Genomic DNA, 21443 nt, shown 5'->3' on the forward strand with positions numbered 1-21443 from the left:
CCTCAGGGACGCCGCGGGAAGCGGTCGAACTCCGGGCTGCGCTTCTCCTTGAAGGCGTCGCGGCCCTCCTGGGCCTCGTCGCTCATGTAGTAGAGCATCGTGGCGTCGCCGGCGAACTGCTGCATCCCCGCCGCGCCGTCGCTGACCGCGTTGATGGCACCCTTGACCATGCGCAGGGCCAGCGGGGACTTCTGCAGCATCTCCCGCGCCCAGGCGACGGTCTCCTCCTCCAGGCGCTCCAGCGGGACGACGGTGTTGGCCATGCCCATCTCGCGCGCCTCTTCTGCGCTGTACTGGCGGCACAGGTACCAGATCTCGCGCGCCTTCTTCAGTCCCACCGTCTGGGCCAGCAGCCACGATCCGTACCCGCCGTCGAAGGAGCCGACCTTGGGCCCGGTCTGGCCGAACTTCGCGTTGTCGGCGGCGACGGTCAGATCGCAGCACACCTGCAGCACGTTGCCGCCGCCGATGGCCCAGCCGGCGACCATGCACACCACGGGCTTGGGCAGCCGGCGGATCTGCACCTGCAGGTCCAGCACGTTGAGCCGGCCGATCCCCTGGCGGGCCACGGTGTCGTCGCCCATGTAGCCGTCGTCGCCGCGGATCTTCTGGTCACCGCCGGAGCAGAACGCCTGGTCCCCGGCCCCGGTGAAGATGATCACACCGACCTCGGAGTCGTCGCGGGCGGCGTTGAAGGCGTCCTGGAGCTCGAAGAGGGTCTGCGGCCGGAAGGCGTTGTGGCGTTCGGGCCGGTTGATCGTGATCTTGGCGATCCCCTCGGCGGTCTCGTAGATGATGTCGGTGTACTCGCCCGACCTCTGCCACTCCACGCCACTCACGACTGCCGTCATCTCCTTCGCTGCGTCATCGCCTGGTGCCGGGGTCCGGTCGGCCGGCGCCGCGCCCGGACCCGCCGCAGGCCAACCCTAATCGCTTCGGCGCACACGGTCGCACCCCGCCACCGCGGTCGCGCCCGGAGCCGCACGGGCCGCGCTGCGGCGCTAGGCTGGGCCGACGTGGCCGACCGACCTCTGCAGGCGGTGATGGGCGTGGAGCCCGCCGAACTCACCGACCTGCTCGACGACTCCCTGCAGCAGCGCGGACCCGCGCTGCTGCCGCTCGACCCCGCTCTGCCCCGGCCCCGTCTGGAGGCCGTGCTGGCGGCGATGCGCCCCTCCTCGCTGCGCACCCCCGAAGGCGTGACGGCCCTGGACGGCGGCAGCGGCACCGGCGAGGACACCGCCCTGACCATCGCCACCTCCGGGTCGACCGGTGCGCCCAAAGGCGTCGAACTGCCCGCGCCGGCCCTGCTCGCCTCGGCCCGCGCCTCGCTGCGGCGCATCGGGGCCGCCGACGGCGACCGGTGGCTGTGCGTCCTGCCGCACACCCACATCTCCGGGCTCCTCGTTCTCGTGCGCGCCCTGGCGGCCGGCACCGAACCCGTGGTCGAGCCCTTCGGGCCCGCCGCGGCGGCGCGCGCGGCGCAGCGCCACCGCCCGCACGTCTCCCTGGTGCCCACCCAGCTGCGCCGGCTCGTGGACGCCGGCTGCGACCTGTCGGCGTTCGGCACGATCCTGCTCGGGGGCGCCGCCGCGCAGCCGGGCCTGCTGGAGGCCGCCCGCGCAGCCGGCGGCCGGGTGGTCACCACCTACGGCATGAGCGAAACCTGCGGCGGCTGTGTCTACGACGGCGAGCCGCTGGAGGGCGTGCAGGTGCGCCTTGAGGACGACGGCCGGATCCTGCTGGGCGGTCGCACGCTCTTCGCCGGCTACCGCCGCGATCCCGGCGCGACGGCCGAGGCCCTGGTGTCGGGCGAGGACGGAGCGCCGTGGCTGCGCACCGGGGACCTGGGCGGGTTCGACGACCGGGGGCGGCTCGCGGTGCGCGGCCGGCTGGACGACGTCGTCAACACCGGCGGGCACAAGGTGGTCCCGGCCGAGGTCGCCGCACTGGTGATGCGAATGGACTCGGTCGCCGACGCCGCCGTGGTGGGCCGCCCCGACCCCGAGTGGGGCGAGCGCGTGGCCGCGGTGGTGGTGCCGGTCGACCCGGCGGCCCCGCCCGGGCTGGAGGAGGTGCGCACGTGGGTGGCGCGGCACCTGCCCCGCTACGCGGCGCCGCGGGAGGTGGAGATCCGCTCCAGCCTGCCCCTGCTGACCTCGGGAAAACCGGACCTGGCGGCCCTGCGCTGGCAGGCTGTCGAGCGCGATTGACGCGACCGCCCGCGGGCAGGATGATCGGTGACCGCGATCATTCGGTAACGGATCCGCTAACGGCGGAACTTCGCACGCCGGGCAGGCGTCTACCAAAGCACCGAATCCAACCCCTCGCGACGAAGGAGGTGGGCGGTGCGGATCGGTCGGCACCGGCCCTGCGGACGCAGCTGTGCGGCCGCGCCGAAAGGGCCGCGCACCCATACGCCAATACCCGTTCCCCGGAGCCGCCCACGCCGCATCGGAGCGTGATCTAGACCACGTCCCGCGAGATCCAATCGAGACCGGGAACATTTGACTCTCTGACGCGTTAGACATAGTGGCGTGCGAAACCGGCGGGCTCCTACCGCCACGCGCCTTACGTCTTGGAAGGGAGGGAGGTGCCTTCATGTCGCGCACTGCCCTAGCCACTTCTGCCACGGTGGCGGATACCGCAGCCGGCAAGGATGTCGCGTCCGCGTCGTCACTGGACGAGCTGATCACCCGGGGGCGCTCCCAGGGACACCTGTCCCTTGCGGAGCTCCGCGCGGCGTTCACCGCTGCGGGCATCAGCCCGGCCGACGGCCGCTCCATCCTGCGGGAACTCGCCGACGCAGGCGTGCGGCTCGCCAACGGGGGCGGCGACGCAGCGGTCGAGTCCGTCGACGCCGACGCCGAGGACGAAGCGCTTGAGGAGGCGCTGGACACCGCACCCCGCGAGGCCGACGAGGCCAAATCCGAGGATACCGAAGAGGTCAGCGTCAGCCTGCCCACGCAGGAGCCGGAGGCTCCCGAGGCCGACCTCGACGACCAGTCCCCGGCCATGGGCGACTCCGTCCACACCTACCTGAAGGCTATCGGCCGCCGCCAGCTACTGACAGCCGAAGAGGAGGTCGACCTCGCCAAACGGATCGAGGCCGGGCTCTACGCCGAATACCGCCTGGGCACCCTCGAGGAGTCTCCCGGCCCCGAGGAGCTCAGCGCAGAGGACCACGAGGACCTCACCGAGATCGCCGACGACGGCCGGCGCGCCAAGCAGCACATGCTGGAGGCCAACCTCCGGCTGGTGGTCTCGGTCGCCAAGAAGTACAGCGACCGCGGAATGTCGCTGCTGGACGTCGTGCAGGAGGGCAACCTCGGCCTGATCCGGGCCGTGGAGAAGTTCGACTACACCAAGGGCTTCAAGTTCTCCACCTACGCCATGTGGTGGATCCGCCAGGCCATACAGCGCGGCTTCGCCGACTCGGCCCGCACCATCCGACTGCCCGTGCACGTACTGGAACTGCTCAGCAAGGTCAGCCGCCTGGAGCGGGACATGCACCAGACTCTGGGCCGCGAACCCACGCCGGAAGAGCTGGCCAAGGAGCTGGACAAGTCGCCGTCGCAGATCGAGGAACTGCTGCGGATCACCCGCCAGCCCATCAGCCTCGACTCCACCATCGGCGAGGACGGCGAGACCCGCATCGGCGACCTCATCGAGGACATCGACGCCTCGGAGGCCTCCGAGGTGGTCGACCGGCAGCTGATGGCCGACCAGCTCCGCAGCGCACTGGACGACCTCGAACCGCGCGAGGCGACGATCATGTCGCTGCGCTTCGGGCTGATGGACGGGCGCCCGCGGACCTTGGACGAGATCGGCAAGCACCTGGGGCTGACCCGCGAGCGTATCCGCCAGCTGGAGAAGCAGTCGCTGTCGAAGCTGCGCCACCCCAGCCGGGCCCAGCAGCTGCTCGACTTCGCGAGCTGACCGGGCGGCGGCCGCACCCGATCCGCCCCCGGACGACAGACCCCGTGCCCGCCACCGTGCGGGCACGGGGTCTTTTCGCGCCTTCTTCGCCCGGTTCCCGGAACTCGGGGTCACCCCCGAGGTTGCCCGGAGATCCCCATGCGGGGGGTGACCGCCGCCCGCGCGGGGGCGAGAATACGGTCATGGTCCACGAAACCGACGCCGCCCCGACCGATCCCGCCTCCCCGGCTCACGCGGCCGACACCGGTGCCGCCGCCGACGTCGCCGCCTCGCTACGGGCTTCACGCGAACTCGGCCCCGAGTACGACGGCGCGATCGCCACCGCGATCGTCGAACGGCTCGACGCGTCGGTCGACGAACGGGTCGGCCGCCGCCTCGCCGAAGCCGGAGTGGGCCCGACGCGGCCCGACGCGCGCTCGGCACCCCAGAAGAAGGGCGACCACGGCTGGACGCCGCGGATGACCATGGGCCTCGTGGCCATGTGCTTCTTGATCCCGCTGAGCGCGATCTGCGGCGGCATCATGGGCGCCCCGGGCCTCGTCCTCGTCTGGGTGGGGACGCTCCTGTTCTACCTCGTCAGCGTGGTCGGTACCCGGAGGTGACGTCCTCCCCCTCCTGAAGGAGGGGGTTCCCACCGTCCCGATGGGGCGGCCCCGCTCAGGCGGACCGCCTCGCGGCAGCGGCGTCCTGCTTCACCGCCGACCGCGGACGGGCGGACCCGTACCGTTTCACCTGCTGCTCGGCCAGGACGAGCCGCCCCTCGCGCATCCGGAACGCGCTGCGGGGGCCGTGCGCCGACTGCCTCCCGCCCCGGTCGTCAACCGGGGGTACGTCGCCCGCCCCGCGAAGCCGGGCGCGGCTCGCTACACTTCGGCTTCCCGGCTCCGCAGGGCGGCGCGGACGATCTCCAGCGCTTCGCCGCGGTCCAGTCCCAGCTTCGCGATGACGTCGGCGTAGCTGCGGGCCGCCGCGACCGCCTCGGCGCGCTGTGAGTCGCCGCCGGCGGCGATGTAGGTGCCGGAGCGGCCGCGCGTCTCGACGACCCCGGCCTGCTCCAGCTCACGGTAGGCGCGTGCGACCGTGTTCACGGCCACCGACAGGGTCTCGGCCAGCGCGCGTACGGTCGGCAGCCGGTATCCCACGGGCAAGTCGCCGTTGGCGGCCGCGTTGGCCACCGCCGCCCGTATCTGCTCATACGGGGGGACCTTCGACGTCGGGTCGATCCGGATCGCGTCCGGCATCCTCGCCCCCCACTCCCTGTAACCTGCGCGGTGCCTGCGGCGTGCACGCGAACGCCTGCCCCGATCGTCCCACCGTGAAGCAAGCGGCGCACATCGTCACACCGCTGCGGGGTCGCGCGGCACCTGCTCGATCCCGTGCAGGCGGTGCTGTTCGCGAGCGGTCAGCAAGCGCTCGGCGGTCTCGGTCGCGCGGCGGACGTCGCGGGTGGCCAGCCGCTTGCGGCGGTAGATGCCGTCGGAATAGCCGCGCGCGCCGATCAGCACCCGCTCCTGGGCGTAGGCCGCGCGCATCGCCCCGGTCAGAGCGGTGTCCAGCTCCACGCCGCGGCGGTTCAGCTCCTGGACGCCGGCGTCGGCGCGCTGTGCCTCGGCGAGCCGTTCTTCGGCCCCGGCGACCGCGCGGAGCAGTTCCGGCAGCCGGTCGGCTTCGTGCCGGTCCTCGGCGAGGCGCGTGCGCGCGGCGTCGTCGACTTTTCGCTGTCCCAAGGCCATATTCGCTCCCGATGTGCGATTGAGTGTACGAAGGGGACGCGCCGAGGGCGTCGGCGCTTCCACTCTAGAGGGGTCGAGATCACCTGGCGAGGCCAGGATGCAGTAACAGCCGCCTTTACGTAGTAATCCTAGGATCCGGACGTGACCCGAAACAACGCCGGCCTCAGCGCCGACCGCATCATCACCGAGGCCCTGCGCATCATCGACGGCCAGGGCCTGCGCCGGCTGACCATGCGCCGACTGGGCGACGCCCTCGACGTCGAGGCCATGGCGATCTACCACCACTTCCCGCTGGGCAAGGAGCAGCTCTTCGAGGCGATCGTGGCCCATATCAGCGACGTCTCCGGCGGCTCCCCCGGCGATGCGGACGCCGAATCCGGGGAGGTCGGGCCGGGCGGGGAGGACGGCGCCGCCGGCGGGGCCGGAGAGCCCTCCGACAGCAGGTCTTGGGACGAGCGCCTGCGGACCTGGGCGCTGGACTACCGACGCGCCCTGCTGGATCACGCCCAGGCGCTGCCGCTGTTCATCCACCGCCGCCCCGACACCGAAGCCGCGCTGCGCACGCGTGAACTGCACTACGCCGCGTTCGCCGAGGCCGGACTCGGCGGCGCCGACGCGGTCCAGGCGGCCGCGGCGCTGGACTCCTATGTGACCGGCGCCGTCATCCACGAAGTGCGCGCCAACGGGCTGCCCGCGCGGGATCCGGCGGTGGTCGACGGCCGGTTCCCGCACACGGCGGCGCTGAGCGGCATCGAGCTGGACCCGCGGCGCCGGTTCACCGACGGGCTCGACTCCCTGCTGGCGTCGCTGCGCCCCTAGAGCTCCGACCCGGCGATGGACGCGCACCCCTAGCGGGTCAGCCCGAGCTCCTGGGCGGCGATGGCGGCCTGCACGCGGCTTTGCAGATCCAGTTTGGCCAGGATGCGGCTGACGTGGGTCTTGGCCGTGGGTTCGGTGATGCCCAGCCGCCGGGCGAGCTGCCGGTTGGACAGCCCTTCGCCCACCCAGGCCAGCACCTCGCGTTCGCGTGGAGTCAACTCGGCCACCGACGCGGCGGCGGGCAGGACGCGTCCGCTCGCGGCTCGGGCGCCGGGCTGCCCCGCGCCCATGCCCGCGCCGTCTCCGGCTCCGGCTCCGGCGAACGTGCTGATGAGGCGGCGCGTCACGGCCGGTGCGATCATGCCCTCGCCGCGTGCGACCACGCGCACCGCATCGGTCAGGCCGTCGGCCTCGATGTTCTTGAGCAGGAAACCCGCGGCTCCGGCACGCAGCGCGCCGAAGACGTACTCGTCGAGGTCGAAGGTCGTCAAGATGAGGACGTCGGTTCCGGACCCGGCGAGTTCGCGCGTGGCTGCGATGCCGTCCTTGCGCGGCATCCGCACGTCCATCAGCACCAGATCGCAGCCGGTACGGCGGGCGGCCGCCACCACCTCCTCGCCGTCGGCGGCCTCGGCGACGACCTCGATGTCGTCGGCGGCGTCCAGGATCATCACCAGGCCCGAGCGCACCGCCCACTGGTCCTCGGCCACCACCACCCGGATCACCGCACACCGTCCTCGGCTCCTGCAGGGCGCTCCGCCGCGCCGGCACCGCCCGGGTCCTGGGCGGCACCGCCGTCCGCGGCCGACCCACGCGGCTCGGCGCCGGACGCCTGTTCCGCGGGCGACAGCGGTATCTCGGCCCGCACCCGCCACGTCCGCGCGTCCACCGGACCCGCGCTGAACCGTCCGCCGAGCAGCAGCACCCGCTCGCGCATCCCGGTCAGCCCCGCTCCCGCGCCCTGTCCGTGGAGCACCCCGGTCGCCCCCTCCCCTGCCTCGGCGACGCCGTTGCTCACGCTCACGACCAGCGTTCGCCCCCCGGAAGTCTCGCCCGCGCCGATCCCGTCCTCCCGGCCGTTCCCCCGTCCGACCGCATCGCCGGCCCGAACGTCCACGACCACCTCGACCCGCCTCGGATGGGCGTAGCGTAGCGCGTTGGTCAGCGACTCCTGCAGCACCCGGTAGGCGGCGGCGTCGGCGCGCGGAGGCAGCGGCGGCACGCCGTCGGGCCAGGCGACCTCCACCTCCACCCCGGCTTCGCGGGCATCGGCGAAGAACCGGTCGGCGTCGGAGAGCCGGGGAGTCACCGCATCCAGGTGCGATCCGCCCTCCTCGTCGCGCAGCACCCGGATCATGGCACGCATGTCGGTGAGGCCGTGCAGGCTGCTGTCACGGATCACTCCCAGGATTCGGCGCATCCGCGCAGGATCGGCCTCGCGCATCGACAGGGCGGCGGTGGACTGCACCGCAACGGCGCTGAGGTGGTTGGCGATCACGTCGTGCAGCTCGCGGGCCACCCGGCCGCGTTCCTCGGTCACGGCGTTGCGCCGGTCCAGTTCGGCCATCCGCTCGATCTGGCGGGCCCGCTCGCGTTCCAAAGCCGTGCGCTGACGGTGTTCGCGTACGCTCAGGCCGCTGATGACCGGGCTGGCGAAGACCAGGACGTAGAGCCCGATCACCTGGACGAGCTCCAGTAGCCCGCCCCGGAAGGCTCCGAGCATCAGCGCCGCCGCCAGCGACGCGGTCACCGCCACCCCGCCCGCGCAGACCAGGGCCAGCACCGTGTCGGCCGATCGGCGCCGGCCCCACACGCATGCCGCGTACAGAGCGTCGCCGTAGACGATGATCACAGCGGAGGAGGGGCCGATCGCGGCGTCGACCGCGAGGACCAGTGTCGCCGCGCCGAGGACGGCGCCGGGCGCCGTGCGCCGGAAGAGCATCAGACCGCAGACGGCGGCCAGGGTGGCCAGCAGCCAGTGCGGACCGATGCCGTCGCGCCAGAAGTAGGCTCCCACGCCCCACAGCAGCAGTCCCAGCGCGAACATCGCCCCCGCCCACAGGGCGCTTCCAAGGTAGGCGCGGCCACCCAGCAGCGGGTGGTCCAGCAGCTCGCGGCCGGGCGGTCGTCCTCTCACGGCTCCATCCCAGCACGTGCGGCCCGCGGATGCGTACATCCAACGTCGCAGGGATCTCCCTACCCGCGACGATCCCCGGGGAGGGGGCGGCCCGCGATGCTGGGGACATCGACTGCCCGCGCGGGCGTAAGGGGGATCGCTGTGATCGTCGGGCTGATCCTGGCGTGCGAAGCGCTGTTCTGGATATTCGCGGCAGGCGGGCTCGCCGCCCGCTACGTACTGCGGCGCAGCCGCCTGAGCAGCGCGCTCCTGGTGTCGGTACCGCTGGTCGACCTGGTACTGCTGGCGGTGATCGCGGTGCATCTGGCGCTGGGCGGGACGGCGGACTCCTCGCACGGTCTGGGCGCGCTCTACCTCGGTTTCACCGTGGCCTACGGGAGCAGCGTCGTCGGCTGGCTCGACGTGCGCTTCGCCCATCGCTTCGCCGGCGGGCCGCCGCCGACGCGACCGCCCAAGCGCGGCATACCGGCCGTGCGGCGCGAAGCCGCCGCGTGGCTGCGCTGCGTAGCGGCGTGCGCGGTCGGCGCCGGCGTCCTGGGCGCACTGATCCTGCTGGTGGGCGATCCCGAACGCACCGCGGCCCTGCAGCAGACGTTCCCTCCGCTGGGGATCGTCCTCGCGATCCACACCGTCGCTTCGGTGTGGATCGCCGCCGAGGCGCTGCTGCGCCCGGGCTCCGGCGCCGAGGACGGGGACGCCGTCGCCGGGGGCGGCCGCCGGTAGCGGGCGGCCGTGTGCTCGGCGCCGCGGACGGCGCCGAGCACACGGTCACGGCCGGTGCGGCCGGCCTATGCCGCGGTCGACGCGCGGCGGCGTTCGGCGCGCTGCTCCCGTTGCCGCTTGGCTTCGACCGGGTCGAGGACCGGGGCCGCTGTCAGCAGCTCGCGGGTGTAGTCGTGCCGGGGCGCCTCGTAGACGGTGTCGCTGTGGTCCAGCTCGACGATCTCGCCCTGGCGCATGACCGCCACCCGGTCGCTGACCTGGCGGACCACGGCCAGGTCGTGGGCGACGAAGATGTAGGTCAGATCGAAGTCGTCCTGGAGCTCGTCGAGCAGCCGCAGCACCTGGTCCTGGGTGGACACGTCCAGAGCCGATACCGGTTCGTCGCAGATGACCAGCTTGGGCCGCAGGATCAGGGCGCGGGCGATGGCGATGCGCTGGCGCTGGCCGCCGGAGAACGCGTGCGGGAAGCGGTTGTAGTGCGACGCCTCCAGGCCTACGCGCTCCAGCAGCTGCTGGACCTTGCGCTGGATCTGCTTGGTGTCGGTCTCGCCCTGCACCCGCAGGCCGGCGCCGATGCTGTCGCCGATGGTGACGCGGGGATTCAGCGACGAGTACGGGTTCTGGAAGATCATCTGGATGTCGCGGCGCAGCGGGCGCAGCTTGCGCTCGGACAGCCGCGTGATGTCGCGGCCTTCGAAGGCGATCTCTCCGGAGGTGGGGGTGAGCAGCCGGGTGATCATCCGCGACAGGGTGCTCTTGCCGGATCCGGACTCGCCCACGATCCCCAGCGTCTCGCCCTGGTGCAGGTCGAAGGAGACGTCGTCGACGGCGTAGAAATCGCTGGCACCGCCCAGCAGACCGCCGCGGACTTTGAAGCGCATGCGGGCGTTGCGCACCGACAGCAGCGCCGCGTCCTCGTCGCTCTTCTCCGGTTTGGCGGTGGCGCCGGTGCGCTGCTCGGCCGCCTCCGCGTCGGCACGCCGGCGTGCGCGCTGAGCTCGCTGGGCCTGCTCGCCCTGGCCTTCGGAGGCGGGCTCCAGGCGCTCGGCGCGCACCTGGGCGCGGCGCTGGGCGCGGGAGACGTCCACTCGCGGGACCGCGGCGAGCAGCGACCTGGTGTAGGGGTGCGCGGGCGCGGACAGGACGTCGCGCACGTCGCCGCGTTCGACGACGCCGCCGTTCTGCATCACCAGGACCTCGTCGACCGACCCGGCCACCACCGCGAGGTCGTGGCTGACCAGGATCAGCGACATCCCCAGATCGTTGCGCAGGTCGTCGAGCAGGTCGAGGATCTGGGCCTGGACGGTGACGTCCAGGGCGGTGGTGATCTCGTCGGCCAGCAGCACCGTGGGTTCGCACATCAGCCCCATGGCGATCAGCGCGCGCTGGCGCATGCCGCCGGAGAACTCGTGCGGGTAGGAGTTGATCCGCTTGGCGGCGTCGGGGATGCCGACGCGGTCCAGCGATTCGACGGCGCGGGCCCGGGCGTCGGAGGCGGAGGCGCCGGGCCGGTGCACCTTGAGCGCCTCGATCAGCTGGTTGCCGATCGTGTACTGCGGGTGCAGCGAGGACATCGGGTCCTGGAAGACCATGGCGATGTCGTTGCCGCGCATGGCGCGGACCCGGGTGTCGCTCGCGGTGTTGATGCTGGTGCCGGCGACGGTGATGTCGCCGGTGACGTCGGCGTTGGTGCCGCGGTGCAGGCCCATCAGCGCCAGGGACGTGGCGCTCTTGCCCGAACCGGACTCGCCGACGATGCCCACCGCCCCGCCGTCGGGGACGTCGAAGGAGAGGCCGTCCACCGCGGTGAGCCGCCCCTCCAGGGTGGGAAACGTGATCCGCAGATCCTTGACGCTGACGACCGGATCGGTCATGGCCGCCTCACCTTCGGTCCGGTTGGCCCCTGCGGGCGTGTTTGCGGTGCTGGACACGGAAATCGGCATGGCTTTCCCCCTGCCTCAGGCGCCTACGCGCACGCGGGGGTCGACCCAGGCGTAGAGCACGTCGACGATCAGGTTGCACACGACCACGAACGCCGCGGTGAGCAGGGTGACTCCCAGGACCACCGGCAGGTCGTTGCCGCGGATGGCGTCGACGGCGAACTTGCCCAGGCCGGGGAGGGAGAACGTGCTCTCGGTGAGCACCGCCCCGCCCAGCATCAGCCCGAAGTCCAGGCCGAAGATGGTGATGATCGGGGTCAGCGCGGCGCGCAGGCCGTGCTTGGTGACCACCGTGCGCTCGGGCAGGCCCTTGGCACGGGCGGTGCGGATGAAGTCCTCGCCCATGGTGTCGAGCATGCCGGCGCGGGTCAGCCGCGCGTACATCGCAGCGTAGAGGAACGCCAGGGTCACCCAGGGCAGGACCAGCCCGTGCGCCCAGGCGAGCGGGTTCTCGGTGATGCCGGTGTAGCTGCCGCCCGGCGGGAAGATCGGCCAGTAGTAGCTCAGCAGTGCCAGTGACACCAGGCCGGTGAAGAAGATCGGCAGCGAGACGCCGGCCAGCGCGGTGATCATCGCCGCCCGGTCGAGCAGGGATCCGCGGCGCAGCGCCGAGAGCACGCCGATGGACACGCCGGCCAGCACCCAGATCACGGCGGCGCCGATCGCCAGAGAACCGGTCACGGGCAACCGGTCCATCAGCTGCGGCCAGACCTCGGTGTTGGTCTTGAAAGAGTAGCCGAAGCACGGGGCGTCGCAGTGGATGATGTCGGTGCCGCTGTCGTACTCCGTACCCGTCACGAGTCCGGAGACGAATTCCCCGTACTGCACGGTGATCGGCTCGTCGAGGTTCAGCCGCTCCTTGACCGCGGCGATGGCCTCGGGGCTGGGCGACTTGCCGACGTAGCGGGCCGCCAGCCCGTCGGAGTCGATGCCGGCCAGGCGCGGCACCAGGAAGAAGATCGCGAACACGACCATGGTGACCACGAGCAGGAGGACGACGCCCGCGACCAGGCGGCGGAGAATGTATCGGATCACAGCGGGCGGCCGAAGCCTTCACCTGCCTTGCTACGAGTGAGAATGCCGGGGGTGCGGCCGGGCTTGTGGCCGTCGCGCACCGGTGACAGACCCGGGACCGGGCCCCCGCTGGTGCGCGGGGGCCCGGCCGGATCAAGGGTCAGTTCTGCTCCAGCCCCAGCGCGGAGTAGTCGTACATCTTGTACGCCTCGCTGAAGTAGACGTTGCTCAGGCCCTCGGGCCGGTAGAGCAGCGCCTTCTGGTTCAGGTAGGGCAGGAACGTGGCCGAGTCCATGGCCAGGGCGTTGACGTCGGCGTAGATCTCCTCGCGGGAGGTCGGGTCGTCCGTGGTCGCCGCCTGGTCCAGCAGCTTGTTGACCTCCGGGTCGTCCAGCTCGGAGAGGTTGGCGTTGCCGGCGTCCTTGATGGCGTCGCCGTGCATGATCTGCTGGAGGAAGCCGTAGCCGGAGGGCCAGTCGGCGCCCCAGCCGTAGGCGAGGATGCCCAGCTCTTCACGCTCGACGAACGCGGGCGAGCCCGCCTGCTCGCTGGTGTAGGTGCCGGCCGGGTAGCCCTTCAGTTCGGTGTCGATGCCGTACTGCTTCAGGGACTGCTGCAGGGCCTCGGCGGCCTTCTTCTCCTTGTCCCGGTCGGACCGGTAGGCGATGTTGGTGGAGAAGCCGTCGGCCATGCCGCACTCTTCGAGGCTTTCGTCGACCTTGGCCTCGTCGCCCGTCTGGCCCTCGGTGCCGTAGGGGTCGGTGTCCTTGTAGCCCGGGATCGAGGGCGGCAGCATGTTGGTGGCGATGTCGCCGGCGATGGATCCGCCCCAGGCGCCCTGCATGGCGGTCTTGTCGGCACCGTAGAGGATGGCCTCGCGGCAGGCCCGGTCGTCGAACGGCTCGACGTTGGAGTTGAGCGCGAAGTACAGCAGGAAGCCGGTCTGCGGGTTGTCCGCGTTGGCCTTCAGCTCGTCGTCGCGCAGGATGTCCTGGCGGGCGGAGGCCTCCACGCCGACGCCGGAGACGTCCATGTGCAGGTCGCCGTTGAGCAGGCGCTTGTCCCGGTCGTTCTCCTCCTGCTTCCACTGCACCTGGACCTTGTCCGGGCGGTTGCGGGTCAGGGGGTCGGTCTCGGGGTCGTACTCCTCGTTGCGCACCAGCGTGAGCTGCTTGCCGGGAGTCCATTCGCCGTCGAACCGGTACGGGCCGCTGGAGACGACCTGGGTCTGGTACTGGTCGCCGGTGTCGGCGTCGGCGGGGACCGGCGCCGTCTGCGGGAAGGCGGCCAGGTAGTCGAACTCCGCGAACGGCTCGTTCAGGTGGAACTCGACGGTCCGGTCGTCAGGGGTGCTGATGCCGGAGAAGTTGTCGAGGTTGCCGTCCTCGTAGGGGCCTTCGTAGCCGCCGGCGTCGAGGTGGGTGTTGAAGTAGTTCGGCCCCTTGTTGAGGACCTCGGGGGCGAAGTTGCTGCGCGCGATGGCGTACTTGACGTCCTCGGCGGTGATGTCCGAGCCGTCCTGGAACTTCAGGCCCTCCTTGAGGGTGTAGGTCCAGGTGAGTCCGTCGTCGCTGACCTCGCCGAGGTCGGTGGCCAGGTCGGGGACGAGTTCGAGGCCGGCCTCGCCGGGCTTCTGCTCGTAGGTCACCAGGGTGCGGGCGAAGTACCGCGTGAAGTCCCAGTTGGCGGCGTAGTAGGTGTTGCCGGGGTCGAGCGAGTCGAACTGGTCGGAGTGGGCGTAGTTGAGGGTCCCGCCCTGCTCCGTGCTCTCGTCGACGATGCCGCTGATCGCGGAGTCGTCGACGGAGACGTCGCTGCCGCCGTCCTCGTTACCGCCGCCGCCTCCGCAGGCGGTCAGGAGCATCGCCGCCGATGTACCGGCGGCGGCGAGGCCCAGCCATTTCTTACTCACTGGCGTTTGCCTTTCTCTACGCGATCGGTGGTGCGGGCACCGGTCGGGTGCGGTGCACCTGTGCGGATCCGTGGTCGGTCAGGACTGTGTGCGAGGGTCGAGCGCATCGCGCAGACCGTCGCCGAAGAGGTTGAACGCCAGCACCGTCAGGAAGATCGCCAGTCCGGGGGCGAGCATGAAGTTCGGCGCGGAGTCGTAGTAGTCGACCGCTTCGGAGAGCATGCCGCCCCAGGTGGCCGTGGGCGGCTCGACGCCGACACCGAGGAAGGACAGGGCGGCTTCGAAGAGGATGTTGGTGGGGATCAGCAGCGTGGAGTACACGAGGATCGGCGCCACCAGGTTGGGCAGCAGCTCCTTGCGGAGGATGTAGAAGTTGCCCGCTCCCAGGCTGCGCGAGGCCTCGACGAACTCGCGCTCACGCAGGCTGAGGGTCTGGCCGCGGATGATGCGGCCGATGTAGGGCCAATTGAAGAACCCGATGATGAACACGAGGATCGCGATGCGCAGCGCGTTGTCCTCCAGGCCGAACGCGGCGTCGGGCAGCACGCCCACCAGGGCCATGGCGAACAGCAGCAGCGGGAAGGCCAGGAAGATGTCCATGAGCCGGCTGATCAGCGAGTCGACCCAGCCGCCGAAGTAGCCGGCGATGATGCCCATGACGGTGCCGAGGACCACCGAGACCAGAGTGGCCAGGAACCCGATGAGCATGGAGATGCGGGCGCCGTAGACGATGCGGCTGAAGATGTCGCGGCCGGTCACCGGCTCGACGCCGAACAGGTAGTCCCCGCTCATACCGCCCATGCCGCCGATCGGCGTGCCCAGCGCGGGGTCGAGCATGTCGCGGTTCCACTGGTTGGGCGGCTGCCCCAGCAGGCCGACGATCAGCGGAGCGAAGAGCGCCACCGCCGCCATCAGGACGACGAACGCGCCTCCGGTCATCGCGACCCGGTCCTTGCGCAGCCGCATCCAGGCGATCTGGCCCAGGGAGCGTCCGCGGTCGCGGACGCCGCCGGACTCGGCGTCAGCGTCGGGCTGAGCCTGCTCGGTCGCCCCCGGTTCGTCCAACGGCGCGGTCATGGCACCACTACTCCCCCACTAGTCCCGCCCTGTACGGCGGCACAGTCTTCTGCGTTCGGGAGATGCCGGAGGTACCCGGCACACCCGTGAGGCGCACACGCCCGGTGGGCGTAGGCGCCCGGACTCCGCGCCGGCACGAACCGCGGAGGATGCCCCGCGAGCCCGTGTAGCAGAGTTCTCCGCTGGACCCGTGAAAACGTGGACAGATGCACCGTTACCGCCGGTCCAATGCGGCACGGCGATCAATGTACGCCGCAGTACAACACCGAACGTCCAAAATCCGACGATGTAGCCCAATCGTGACGCGAGTACCGCGGATCCGTCACTCGACGTGACGTGACTCCGCGCGCGCACGCCGGGACCGTGTGTGTACAACGGAAGACGGCGGTCACCTACGACCACGCCCCAGGTCAGGGACTTAACCGAAGTCTTAAGCCATAATAAACGGAAACTAAGGACATAGATCCCGTCCGTGGGGAAAATTTACTTCAGCGGCCGCAACCCGGGGCGATTCGGGATGCGCTTCCCGCCGCCGGCCGGAGCGGAAGCCGCGCGGCGCCGACCCCATGCGGGGCGCGCCCGGACGGAGCGCTCTGCGGCGCACCGCGCCATCCGGCCCATCCGGCGCGCGGGGACCGGGGGCGAGCGCACTCGCCGGTGCGCACACGCCGGCCCGCGCCCGGGCCCGGGCGGCACACGGGCGCCTGCGCCCGGGCGCGGAGCGGGCACACGCCGCGCGGTCCGCGCCCGAGCGGCGGGGCCGCTACTCGATCCCGTGCTTGCGGAGCAGGTCCTCGATGTCTCCGAAGTCGTCGTCGCCGCCCGCCTGCTGCTGCTTCTTCTTCGCACCCTGGGCGTCCGCAGCCCCCTGGGCGCCCGCAGCGGCGGCGCCGCCGGCACCGGCCGCGGACTCGACCGACCCGGCCGCCCCGCGGCCCGGTTCGGCCGCAGGGGCTGCGGCGCCGGTGCGCACGCCGACGCCGCGTGCCCGCATGACACCCGACGCCACCCACAGCACGACCGCCAGGCCCGCCACGACGACGCCGGCCCACACGATCGGGTTGAAGGCCAGGGAGACGAAGAACCCGACCAGGTCGGTCACGAGCCGCCAGAGGATCGTCATGAGCCCCATAAGGCCCGCGGCCAGCGGCAGCAGGGACCACGCGACGCCGCGCAGCCCCGAAGCGGCGCCGCGGCGCCGCCAGAGGATCCACGAGACGATCAGCCCCACCACGGTGAGTGCGGCTCCCAGCATCGGACCTGCGATGGGCAACTGTTCCGGCATGCCTCCAGTCTTGCATCCGCGTCCAGCCCCGCACATCGGGCGCATCCCCTAGATCGTTGATGGGAGTTTGTCGGAACTCCTGCGGACATGACGAAGGGCGCCCATGCTCAAGCTGTGAACACGAACCTGGACGCCCTTCTCACCGCACTCTACGTCCACCTGGACGACCACGTCCTGCCCTCGGGCAGGAAACCGGGAAAACGCGGCCCCGCCCGGCTGCTCACCGACGCCGAACTCGTCTGCGTCGCCATCGCCCAAGCCCTGCTGCGCTGCGACTCCGAACGCCACTGGATGCGCGCCGCACCCGACCGGATCGGCCACCTCTTCCCCCGCCTGCCCGGCCAGTCCGAGTACAACCGCCACCTGCGCGATGCGGCACCGGCCCTGCTCGCCGCCTCCATGTGGCTGGCCCGGGCGGTTCCGACCTGGCAGGAGAAGCTGCGGCTGATGGACGGCACCCCGCTGCGCTGCGGCGCCTCCCGGGTCACGGTCAACCGCTCCGGCCTGGGCGAAATCGCCGGATACGGCCGCGACGCCTCCCACCACGCCTTCTACTGGGGCGCCAAGCTCATGCTCGTCACCACCGCCGACGGGGCGGTCTGCGCCTTCAGCCTGGCCCACCCCAAGGAGCTGGACGAACGCAAGCAGGCCCTGCACCTGCTCCACGCCCAGCCGCCCGCACCGGGGCCGGGCCCGATCGTGTGCGACAAGGGCTTCGCCGGGGCCGGCATCGAGAGCGCCGCGGCCGGGCTGGGCCATCCGCTCCTCCGCCCGGCCCGCGCGGACGAGCCCGAGAACCCCTCGTTTCCCGGGTGGCTGCGCCAGCGGATCGAGGCGGTCATCTGGACGCTGAAGAACCAGCTGGGGCTGGAGCGCCACGCCGCGCGCACCACTGAAGGGCTCTGGGCGCGCACCTGCCAGCGCATCTGCGCGCTCAACGCCGCGATCTGGCACAACTGGCTGATCGATGCCCCGATCAAGCGGTCACTGATCGCCTACGACCACTGACCAGGCCACCAAACCCCCATCACCGATCTAGGTGTTCCACGAAAACGCGGCGCCGCCGGCACGGCGGGCGGGAGGCGATCCCGCTGCCGTGCCGGCGGCGCCGCGCAGCACCGGCGCGCCCCGCCGAGGGAGCGGCACCGGCCTTACCGGGTCACACGTTGAAGTACTTCGCCTCCGGGTGGTGGACCACGATCGCGTCCGTGGCCTGCTCGGGGACGAGCTGGAACTCCTCGGACAGCTTGACGCCCACGCGCTCGGGCTGCAGCAGCTTCATCACCTTCGCGCGGTCCTCCAGGTCGGGGCACGCGCCGTAGCCCAGCGAGAAGCGGGCGCCGCGGTAGCCCAGCTTGAAGAACGATTCGAGCTCGTCGGGGTCCTCGCCGGCGAAGCCCAACTCCTTGCGGATGCGGGTGTGCCAGTACTCGGCCAGCGCCTCGGTCAGCTGCACCGAGAGCCCGTGCAGCTCCAGGTAGTCGCGGTAGGCGTTCTTCTCGAACAGCTCCTGGGTGGCGCCGCTGATGGCCGAACCGACCGTGACGACCTGCAGCGGAAGCACGTCGAGCTCACCGGACTCCTTGGGCCGGTAGTAGTCCGACAGGCACAGGTGGCGGTCGCGGCGCTGGCGCGGGAAGCTGAAGCGCACGCGCTCGTCACCGCTCTTCTCGTCCACCACGACCAGGTCGTCGCCCTCGCTGTAGCAGGGGAAGTACCCGTAGACCACGGCGGCTTCGAGCAGCCCGTCGGTCTGGATGCGGTCCAGCCAGGCCCGCATGCGCGGCCGGCCTTCGGTCTCGACCAGCTCGTCGTAGCTGGGGCCGTCGCCCTTGGAGCCCTTGAGGCCCCACTGGCCCATGAAGGTCGCCCGCTCGTCCAGGTAGGCCGTGTAGTCGGCCAGCGGGACGCCCTTGCTGATCCGGTCGCCCCAGAACGGCGGGGTGGGTACCGGATTGTCGGTGGCGACGTCGCTGCGCGCCGGCATGTCCTCGGGCGCGGTGAAATCGAGCTTGGCGCCGCTCTTGACCTTGCGCTTGCGCAGCTCGGGCAGCTCGGCGCCCTCGACACCGCGCTTGTAGTCCATGAAGGCGTCCATCAGGCGCAGGCCTTCGAAGGCGTCCTTGGCGTAGCGGACCTCGCCGCCGAACATGTCCGCGAGGTCTTCCTCGACGAAGGAGCGGGTCAGCGCAGCGCCGCCCAGCAGCACCGGGTAGTTCTCGGACATCCCCCGGGAGTTCATCTCCTCGAGGTTCTCCTTCATGATGACCGTGGACTTCACCAGCAGGCCGGACATGCCGATGATGTCGGCCTTCTGCTCCTCGGCGGTCTCCAGGATGGTCGACACCGGCTGCTTGATGCCGATGTTGACCACGTCGTAGCCGTTGTTGGAGAGGATGATGTCGACGAGGTTCTTGCCGATGTCGTGCACGTCGCCCTTGACGGTGGCGAGCACGATGCGGCCCTTGCCCTCGTCGTCCTCCGACTTCTCCATGTGCGGTTCGAGGTGGGCCACGGCGGTCTTCATGCACTCGGCCGACTTCAGCACGAACGGCAACTGCATCTCGCCGGAGCCGAACAGGTCGCCCACGACCTTCATGCCCGCCAGCAGGGTGTCGTTGACGATCTGCAGGGCCGGGCGCTCGGTCAGCGCCTCGTCCAGGTCGGCGTCCATGCCGTTCATCTCGCCGTCGATGATGCGGCGCTCCAGCCGCTCCCACAGCGGGAGCTGGGCCAGCGCGTCGGCGCGCGACTCCTTCATCGCCTGGGCGTCGACGCCCTCGAACAGTTCGAGGAACTTCGACAGCGGATCGTAGTCCTCGGTGCGCCGGTCGTAGATCATGTCCAGCGCGACCTCGCGCTGCTCGTCCGGGATCCGGTTCATCGGCAGGATCTTGGACGCGTGCACGATCGCCGAGGTCAGGCCCACCTGGGAGCACTCGTGCAGGAACACCGAGTTCAGCACGATGCGCGCTGCCGCGTTGAGGCCGAAGGAGAGGTTGGACAGGCCCAGGGTGGTCTGCACGCCCGGGTAGAGCCGGTTGATCTCGCGGATGGCGTCGATGGTCTCGATGCCGTCGCGCCGGGTCTCGTCCTGGCCGGTGCCGATCGGGAAGGTCAGGGCATCGATGATGATGTCCTCGCGGTCCATCCCCCACTCGCCGGTGAGCTCGTCGATGAGGCGGCTGGCCACACGCACCTTCCACTCGGCGGTGCGGGCCTGGCCGTCCTCGTCGATGGTCAGCCCGACCACCGCGGCGCCGTGCTCCTTGATGACCGGCATGAGCCGCTTCATCTTGGCGTCGGGGCCGTCGCCGTCCTCGTAGTTGACCGAGTTGATGACCGCGCGGCCGCCGAGCTGCTCCAGACCGGCCTCGATGACGTTGGGCTCGGTGGAGTCGAGCATGATCGGCAGCGTCGACGCGGTCGCCAGGCGCGAGGCCAGCTCCCGCATGTCGACGGTGCCGTCGCGGCCGACGTAGTCGACGTTGAGGTCGAGCATGTGGGCGCCGTCGCTGATCTGGTCGCGAGCGATCTCCACGCAGTCGTCGTAGCGCTCCTCGACCATCGCCTCACGGAACTTCTTGGACCCGTTGGCGTTGGTGCGCTCGCCCACGGCCAGGTAGCTGGAGTCCTGGCGGAAGGGGATGGACTGGTACAGCGAGGCCGAAGCCGCTTCGTGGACGGGCTTGCGGTCCTTGACGCCGCGGCCGCCGACGCGTTCGACGACCTTGCCCAGGTGCTCGGGCGTGGTGCCGCAGCAGCCGCCGGCGAGGTTCAGCCCGAACTCTCCGGTGAAGGAGTCGTGGGCGTCGGCCAGCTCGCTGGGCTGCAGCGGGTATACGGCACCGTCCTTGCCCAGCTCGGGCAGCCCGGCGTTGGGCATGCAGGAGATGGGCACCTGCGCGTGCTGGGACAGGTAGCGCAGGTGCTCGCTCATCTCGGCGGGGCCGGTGGCGCAGTTGATGCCGATCACGTCGATGCCGAGCGGCTCCAAGGAGGTCAGCGCGGCGCCGATCTCCGAGCCCAGCAGCATGGTTCCGGTCGTTTCGATGGTGACCTGGGCGATGATCGGAATGTCGACGCCCATGGCGCGGCGCGCGCGCTGGGCTCCGACCACGGCCGCCTTGGTCTGCAGAACGTCCTGGCAGGTCTCGACGAGGATGGCGTCGGCGCCGCCCTCGATGAGGCCGCGGTGGCACTGTTCGTAGTAGTCGCGGATGGTGGCGAAATCGATGTGGCCGAGAGAGGGAAGTTTGGTCCCGGGTCCGGCCGCGCCCAGGACGTAGCGGGCATGGTCAGGTGTCGTGTATTCGTCGGCGACCTCGCGGGCCAGGCGGGCGCCGGCCTCGGCGAGCTCGTAGGTGCGTTCGGGGATGTCGTATTCTCCGAGCGCGGCGTAGTTGGTGCCGAAGGTGTTGGTCTCGACACAGTCGACGCCTACGTCGAAGAAGGCCGCATGCGTGGATCGCACCACGTCCGGCCGAGTCACATTAAGGATCTCGTTGCAGCCTTCGAGCCCGCTGAAATCATCGAGGTCGAGATCATGGGCCTGAAGCATCGTGCCCATTGCGCCGTCGGCGACGAGGACACGTTGGGCGAGGGCATCACGGAAGGAGAGTCGAGAACTCATAATCGTCAACTGTAGTGTCGTCCGCTTCGCGCTTCCGGGTGCGGGTCCCCTCATCGGGCATTTCGGACACGAAAACGCAGGTCAGAGGGCATGTGTTCAGGGCCACAGCGGCGCTGCGCCCGTCAGGGATGAACGTGCGGCGCTTCGCGGTTATGCCCGTCGCGGCCTGAGCCATAGGGTGGTCGCGGCCCTCTGCGCGGCAGGCGCGGCGACCGGCGGCCCGTCGGCTGT

Annotated in this window: 17 protein-coding genes; 6 read left to right on the forward strand and 11 right to left on the reverse strand. The window is 70.9% G+C overall.

Annotated features, from left to right (window positions below; all coding sequences use genetic code 11):
* Nucleotides 1-2 precede the first annotated feature (2 nt).
* Complete coding sequence (gene menB, locus HNR25_RS24100; RefSeq protein WP_184640170.1) at nucleotides 3-851, reverse strand: 1,4-dihydroxy-2-naphthoyl-CoA synthase; 849 nt, start codon at nucleotides 849-851, stop codon at nucleotides 3-5.
* A 192-nt stretch (nucleotides 852-1043) separates the two neighbouring features.
* Between menB and HNR25_RS24105 the strand changes: the two genes are divergently transcribed.
* The 3 genes from HNR25_RS24105 to HNR25_RS24115 all read left to right on the forward strand — a co-directional run bounded on the left by HNR25_RS24105 (nucleotide 1044) and on the right by HNR25_RS24115 (nucleotide 4541).
* Nucleotides 1044-2213 carry an AMP-binding protein gene (locus tag HNR25_RS24105; RefSeq protein WP_184640580.1) on the forward strand — a complete coding sequence of 390 codons (1170 nt, stop codon included), beginning with the start codon at nucleotides 1044-1046 and terminating at the stop codon, nucleotides 2211-2213.
* 388 nt (nucleotides 2214-2601) lie between these two features.
* Nucleotides 2602-3939 carry an RNA polymerase sigma factor gene (locus HNR25_RS24110; RefSeq protein ID WP_184640172.1) on the forward strand — a complete coding sequence of 446 codons (1338 nt, stop codon included), beginning with the start codon at nucleotides 2602-2604 and terminating at the stop codon, nucleotides 3937-3939.
* A gap of 182 nt (nucleotides 3940-4121) precedes the next feature.
* Nucleotides 4122-4541, forward strand: coding sequence for a hypothetical protein (locus HNR25_RS24115; RefSeq protein ID WP_184640174.1), 420 nt, complete (start codon nucleotides 4122-4124; stop codon nucleotides 4539-4541).
* 261 nt (nucleotides 4542-4802) lie between these two features.
* Here the strand turns inward: HNR25_RS24115 and HNR25_RS24120 are convergent, their stop codons facing one another.
* On the reverse strand, nucleotides 4803-5180 hold the full coding sequence (locus tag HNR25_RS24120; protein WP_184640176.1) for a GntR family transcriptional regulator: 378 nt from the start codon (nucleotides 5178-5180) through the stop codon (nucleotides 4803-4805).
* A gap of 96 nt (nucleotides 5181-5276) precedes the next feature.
* Nucleotides 5277-5672 carry a hypothetical protein gene (locus tag HNR25_RS24125; protein WP_184640178.1) on the reverse strand — a complete coding sequence of 132 codons (396 nt, stop codon included), beginning with the start codon at nucleotides 5670-5672 and terminating at the stop codon, nucleotides 5277-5279.
* A gap of 141 nt (nucleotides 5673-5813) precedes the next feature.
* Between HNR25_RS24125 and HNR25_RS24130 the strand changes: the two genes are divergently transcribed.
* A complete protein-coding gene (locus tag HNR25_RS24130; protein ID WP_184640181.1) occupies nucleotides 5814-6491 on the forward strand; it encodes a TetR/AcrR family transcriptional regulator in 678 nt (225 codons plus the stop codon).
* 29 nt (nucleotides 6492-6520) lie between these two features.
* Here the strand turns inward: HNR25_RS24130 and HNR25_RS24135 are convergent, their stop codons facing one another.
* Together HNR25_RS24135 and HNR25_RS24140 are read right to left on the reverse strand one after the other, a co-directional pair.
* Nucleotides 6521-7216, reverse strand: coding sequence for a response regulator (locus tag HNR25_RS24135; RefSeq protein WP_184640183.1), 696 nt, complete (start codon nucleotides 7214-7216; stop codon nucleotides 6521-6523).
* The gene (locus HNR25_RS24140) at nucleotides 7213-8628 is read right to left on the reverse strand and encodes a sensor histidine kinase (RefSeq protein WP_312862765.1); all 1416 of its coding nucleotides are present in this window, start codon (nucleotides 8626-8628) and stop codon (nucleotides 7213-7215) included. Before HNR25_RS24140 ends, HNR25_RS24135 begins: the two co-directional genes overlap by 4 nt.
* 141 nt (nucleotides 8629-8769) lie before the next feature.
* Here HNR25_RS24140 and HNR25_RS24145 point away from each other — a divergent pair, with 141 nt between their 5' ends.
* Nucleotides 8770-9351, forward strand: coding sequence for a hypothetical protein (locus HNR25_RS24145; protein WP_184640187.1), 582 nt, complete (start codon nucleotides 8770-8772; stop codon nucleotides 9349-9351).
* A 65-nt stretch (nucleotides 9352-9416) separates the two neighbouring features.
* Here the strand turns inward: HNR25_RS24145 and HNR25_RS24150 are convergent, their stop codons facing one another.
* From HNR25_RS24150 to HNR25_RS24170, 5 genes are all read right to left on the reverse strand, one after another.
* Nucleotides 9417-11225 (reverse strand): dipeptide ABC transporter ATP-binding protein, encoded by a 1809-nt coding sequence (locus tag HNR25_RS24150; RefSeq protein ID WP_184640189.1) that lies wholly within the window; start codon nucleotides 11223-11225, stop codon nucleotides 9417-9419.
* Between the two features lie 84 nt (nucleotides 11226-11309).
* Nucleotides 11310-12326 (reverse strand): ABC transporter permease, encoded by a 1017-nt coding sequence (locus HNR25_RS24155; RefSeq protein WP_184640192.1) that lies wholly within the window; start codon nucleotides 12324-12326, stop codon nucleotides 11310-11312.
* Nucleotides 12327-12465: 139 nt separating this feature from the next.
* Nucleotides 12466-14217 (reverse strand): ABC transporter substrate-binding protein, encoded by a 1752-nt coding sequence (locus tag HNR25_RS24160; protein ID WP_184640194.1) that lies wholly within the window; start codon nucleotides 14215-14217, stop codon nucleotides 12466-12468.
* Nucleotides 14218-14295: 78 nt separating this feature from the next.
* Complete coding sequence (locus tag HNR25_RS24165; protein ID WP_184640196.1) at nucleotides 14296-15294, reverse strand: ABC transporter permease; 999 nt, start codon at nucleotides 15292-15294, stop codon at nucleotides 14296-14298.
* A 763-nt stretch (nucleotides 15295-16057) separates the two neighbouring features.
* The gene (locus tag HNR25_RS24170; RefSeq protein WP_246464755.1) at nucleotides 16058-16579 is read right to left on the reverse strand and encodes a cellulose synthase; all 522 of its coding nucleotides are present in this window, start codon (nucleotides 16577-16579) and stop codon (nucleotides 16058-16060) included.
* A 114-nt stretch (nucleotides 16580-16693) separates the two neighbouring features.
* Between HNR25_RS24170 and HNR25_RS24175 the strand changes: the two genes are divergently transcribed.
* Nucleotides 16694-17587, forward strand: a complete 894-nt coding sequence (locus HNR25_RS24175) for a hypothetical protein (RefSeq protein WP_184632745.1) — start codon at nucleotides 16694-16696, stop codon at nucleotides 17585-17587.
* Nucleotides 17588-17738: 151 nt separating this feature from the next.
* Here the strand turns inward: HNR25_RS24175 and metH are convergent, their stop codons facing one another.
* Nucleotides 17739-21212, reverse strand: coding sequence for a methionine synthase (metH, locus tag HNR25_RS24180; protein WP_184640198.1), 3474 nt, complete (start codon nucleotides 21210-21212; stop codon nucleotides 17739-17741).
* Nucleotides 21213-21443 lie beyond the last annotated feature (231 nt).

The organism is Streptomonospora salina (genome assembly GCF_014204715.1).
GTDB classification, from domain to species: Bacteria; Actinomycetota; Actinomycetes; order Streptosporangiales; family Streptosporangiaceae; genus Streptomonospora; species Streptomonospora salina.

Excerpts from the sequence above, each read along its gene's own strand:
- HNR25_RS24105 (WP_184640580.1), top strand. The coding sequence starts at position 1,044 with ATGGGCGTGGAGCCCGCCGAACTCACCGACCTGCTCGACGACTCCCTG.
- menB (WP_184640170.1), bottom strand. The coding sequence starts at position 851 with ATGACGGCAGTCGTGAGTGGCGTGGAGTGGCAGAGGTCGGGCGAGTAC.
- HNR25_RS24115 (WP_184640174.1), top strand. The coding sequence starts at position 4,122 with ATGGTCCACGAAACCGACGCCGCCCCGACCGATCCCGCCTCCCCGGCT.
- HNR25_RS24150 (WP_184640189.1), bottom strand. The coding sequence starts at position 11,225 with ATGACCGATCCGGTCGTCAGCGTCAAGGATCTGCGGATCACGTTTCCC.
- HNR25_RS24170 (WP_246464755.1), bottom strand. The coding sequence starts at position 16,579 with ATGCCGGAACAGTTGCCCATCGCAGGTCCGATGCTGGGAGCCGCACTC.
- HNR25_RS24125 (WP_184640178.1), bottom strand. The coding sequence starts at position 5,672 with ATGGCCTTGGGACAGCGAAAAGTCGACGACGCCGCGCGCACGCGCCTC.
- HNR25_RS24120 (WP_184640176.1), bottom strand. The coding sequence starts at position 5,180 with ATGCCGGACGCGATCCGGATCGACCCGACGTCGAAGGTCCCCCCGTAT.
- metH (WP_184640198.1), bottom strand. The coding sequence starts at position 21,212 with ATGAGTTCTCGACTCTCCTTCCGTGATGCCCTCGCCCAACGTGTCCTC.
- HNR25_RS24110 (WP_184640172.1), top strand. The coding sequence starts at position 2,602 with ATGTCGCGCACTGCCCTAGCCACTTCTGCCACGGTGGCGGATACCGCA.
- HNR25_RS24165 (WP_184640196.1), bottom strand. The coding sequence starts at position 15,294 with ATGACCGCGCCGTTGGACGAACCGGGGGCGACCGAGCAGGCTCAGCCC.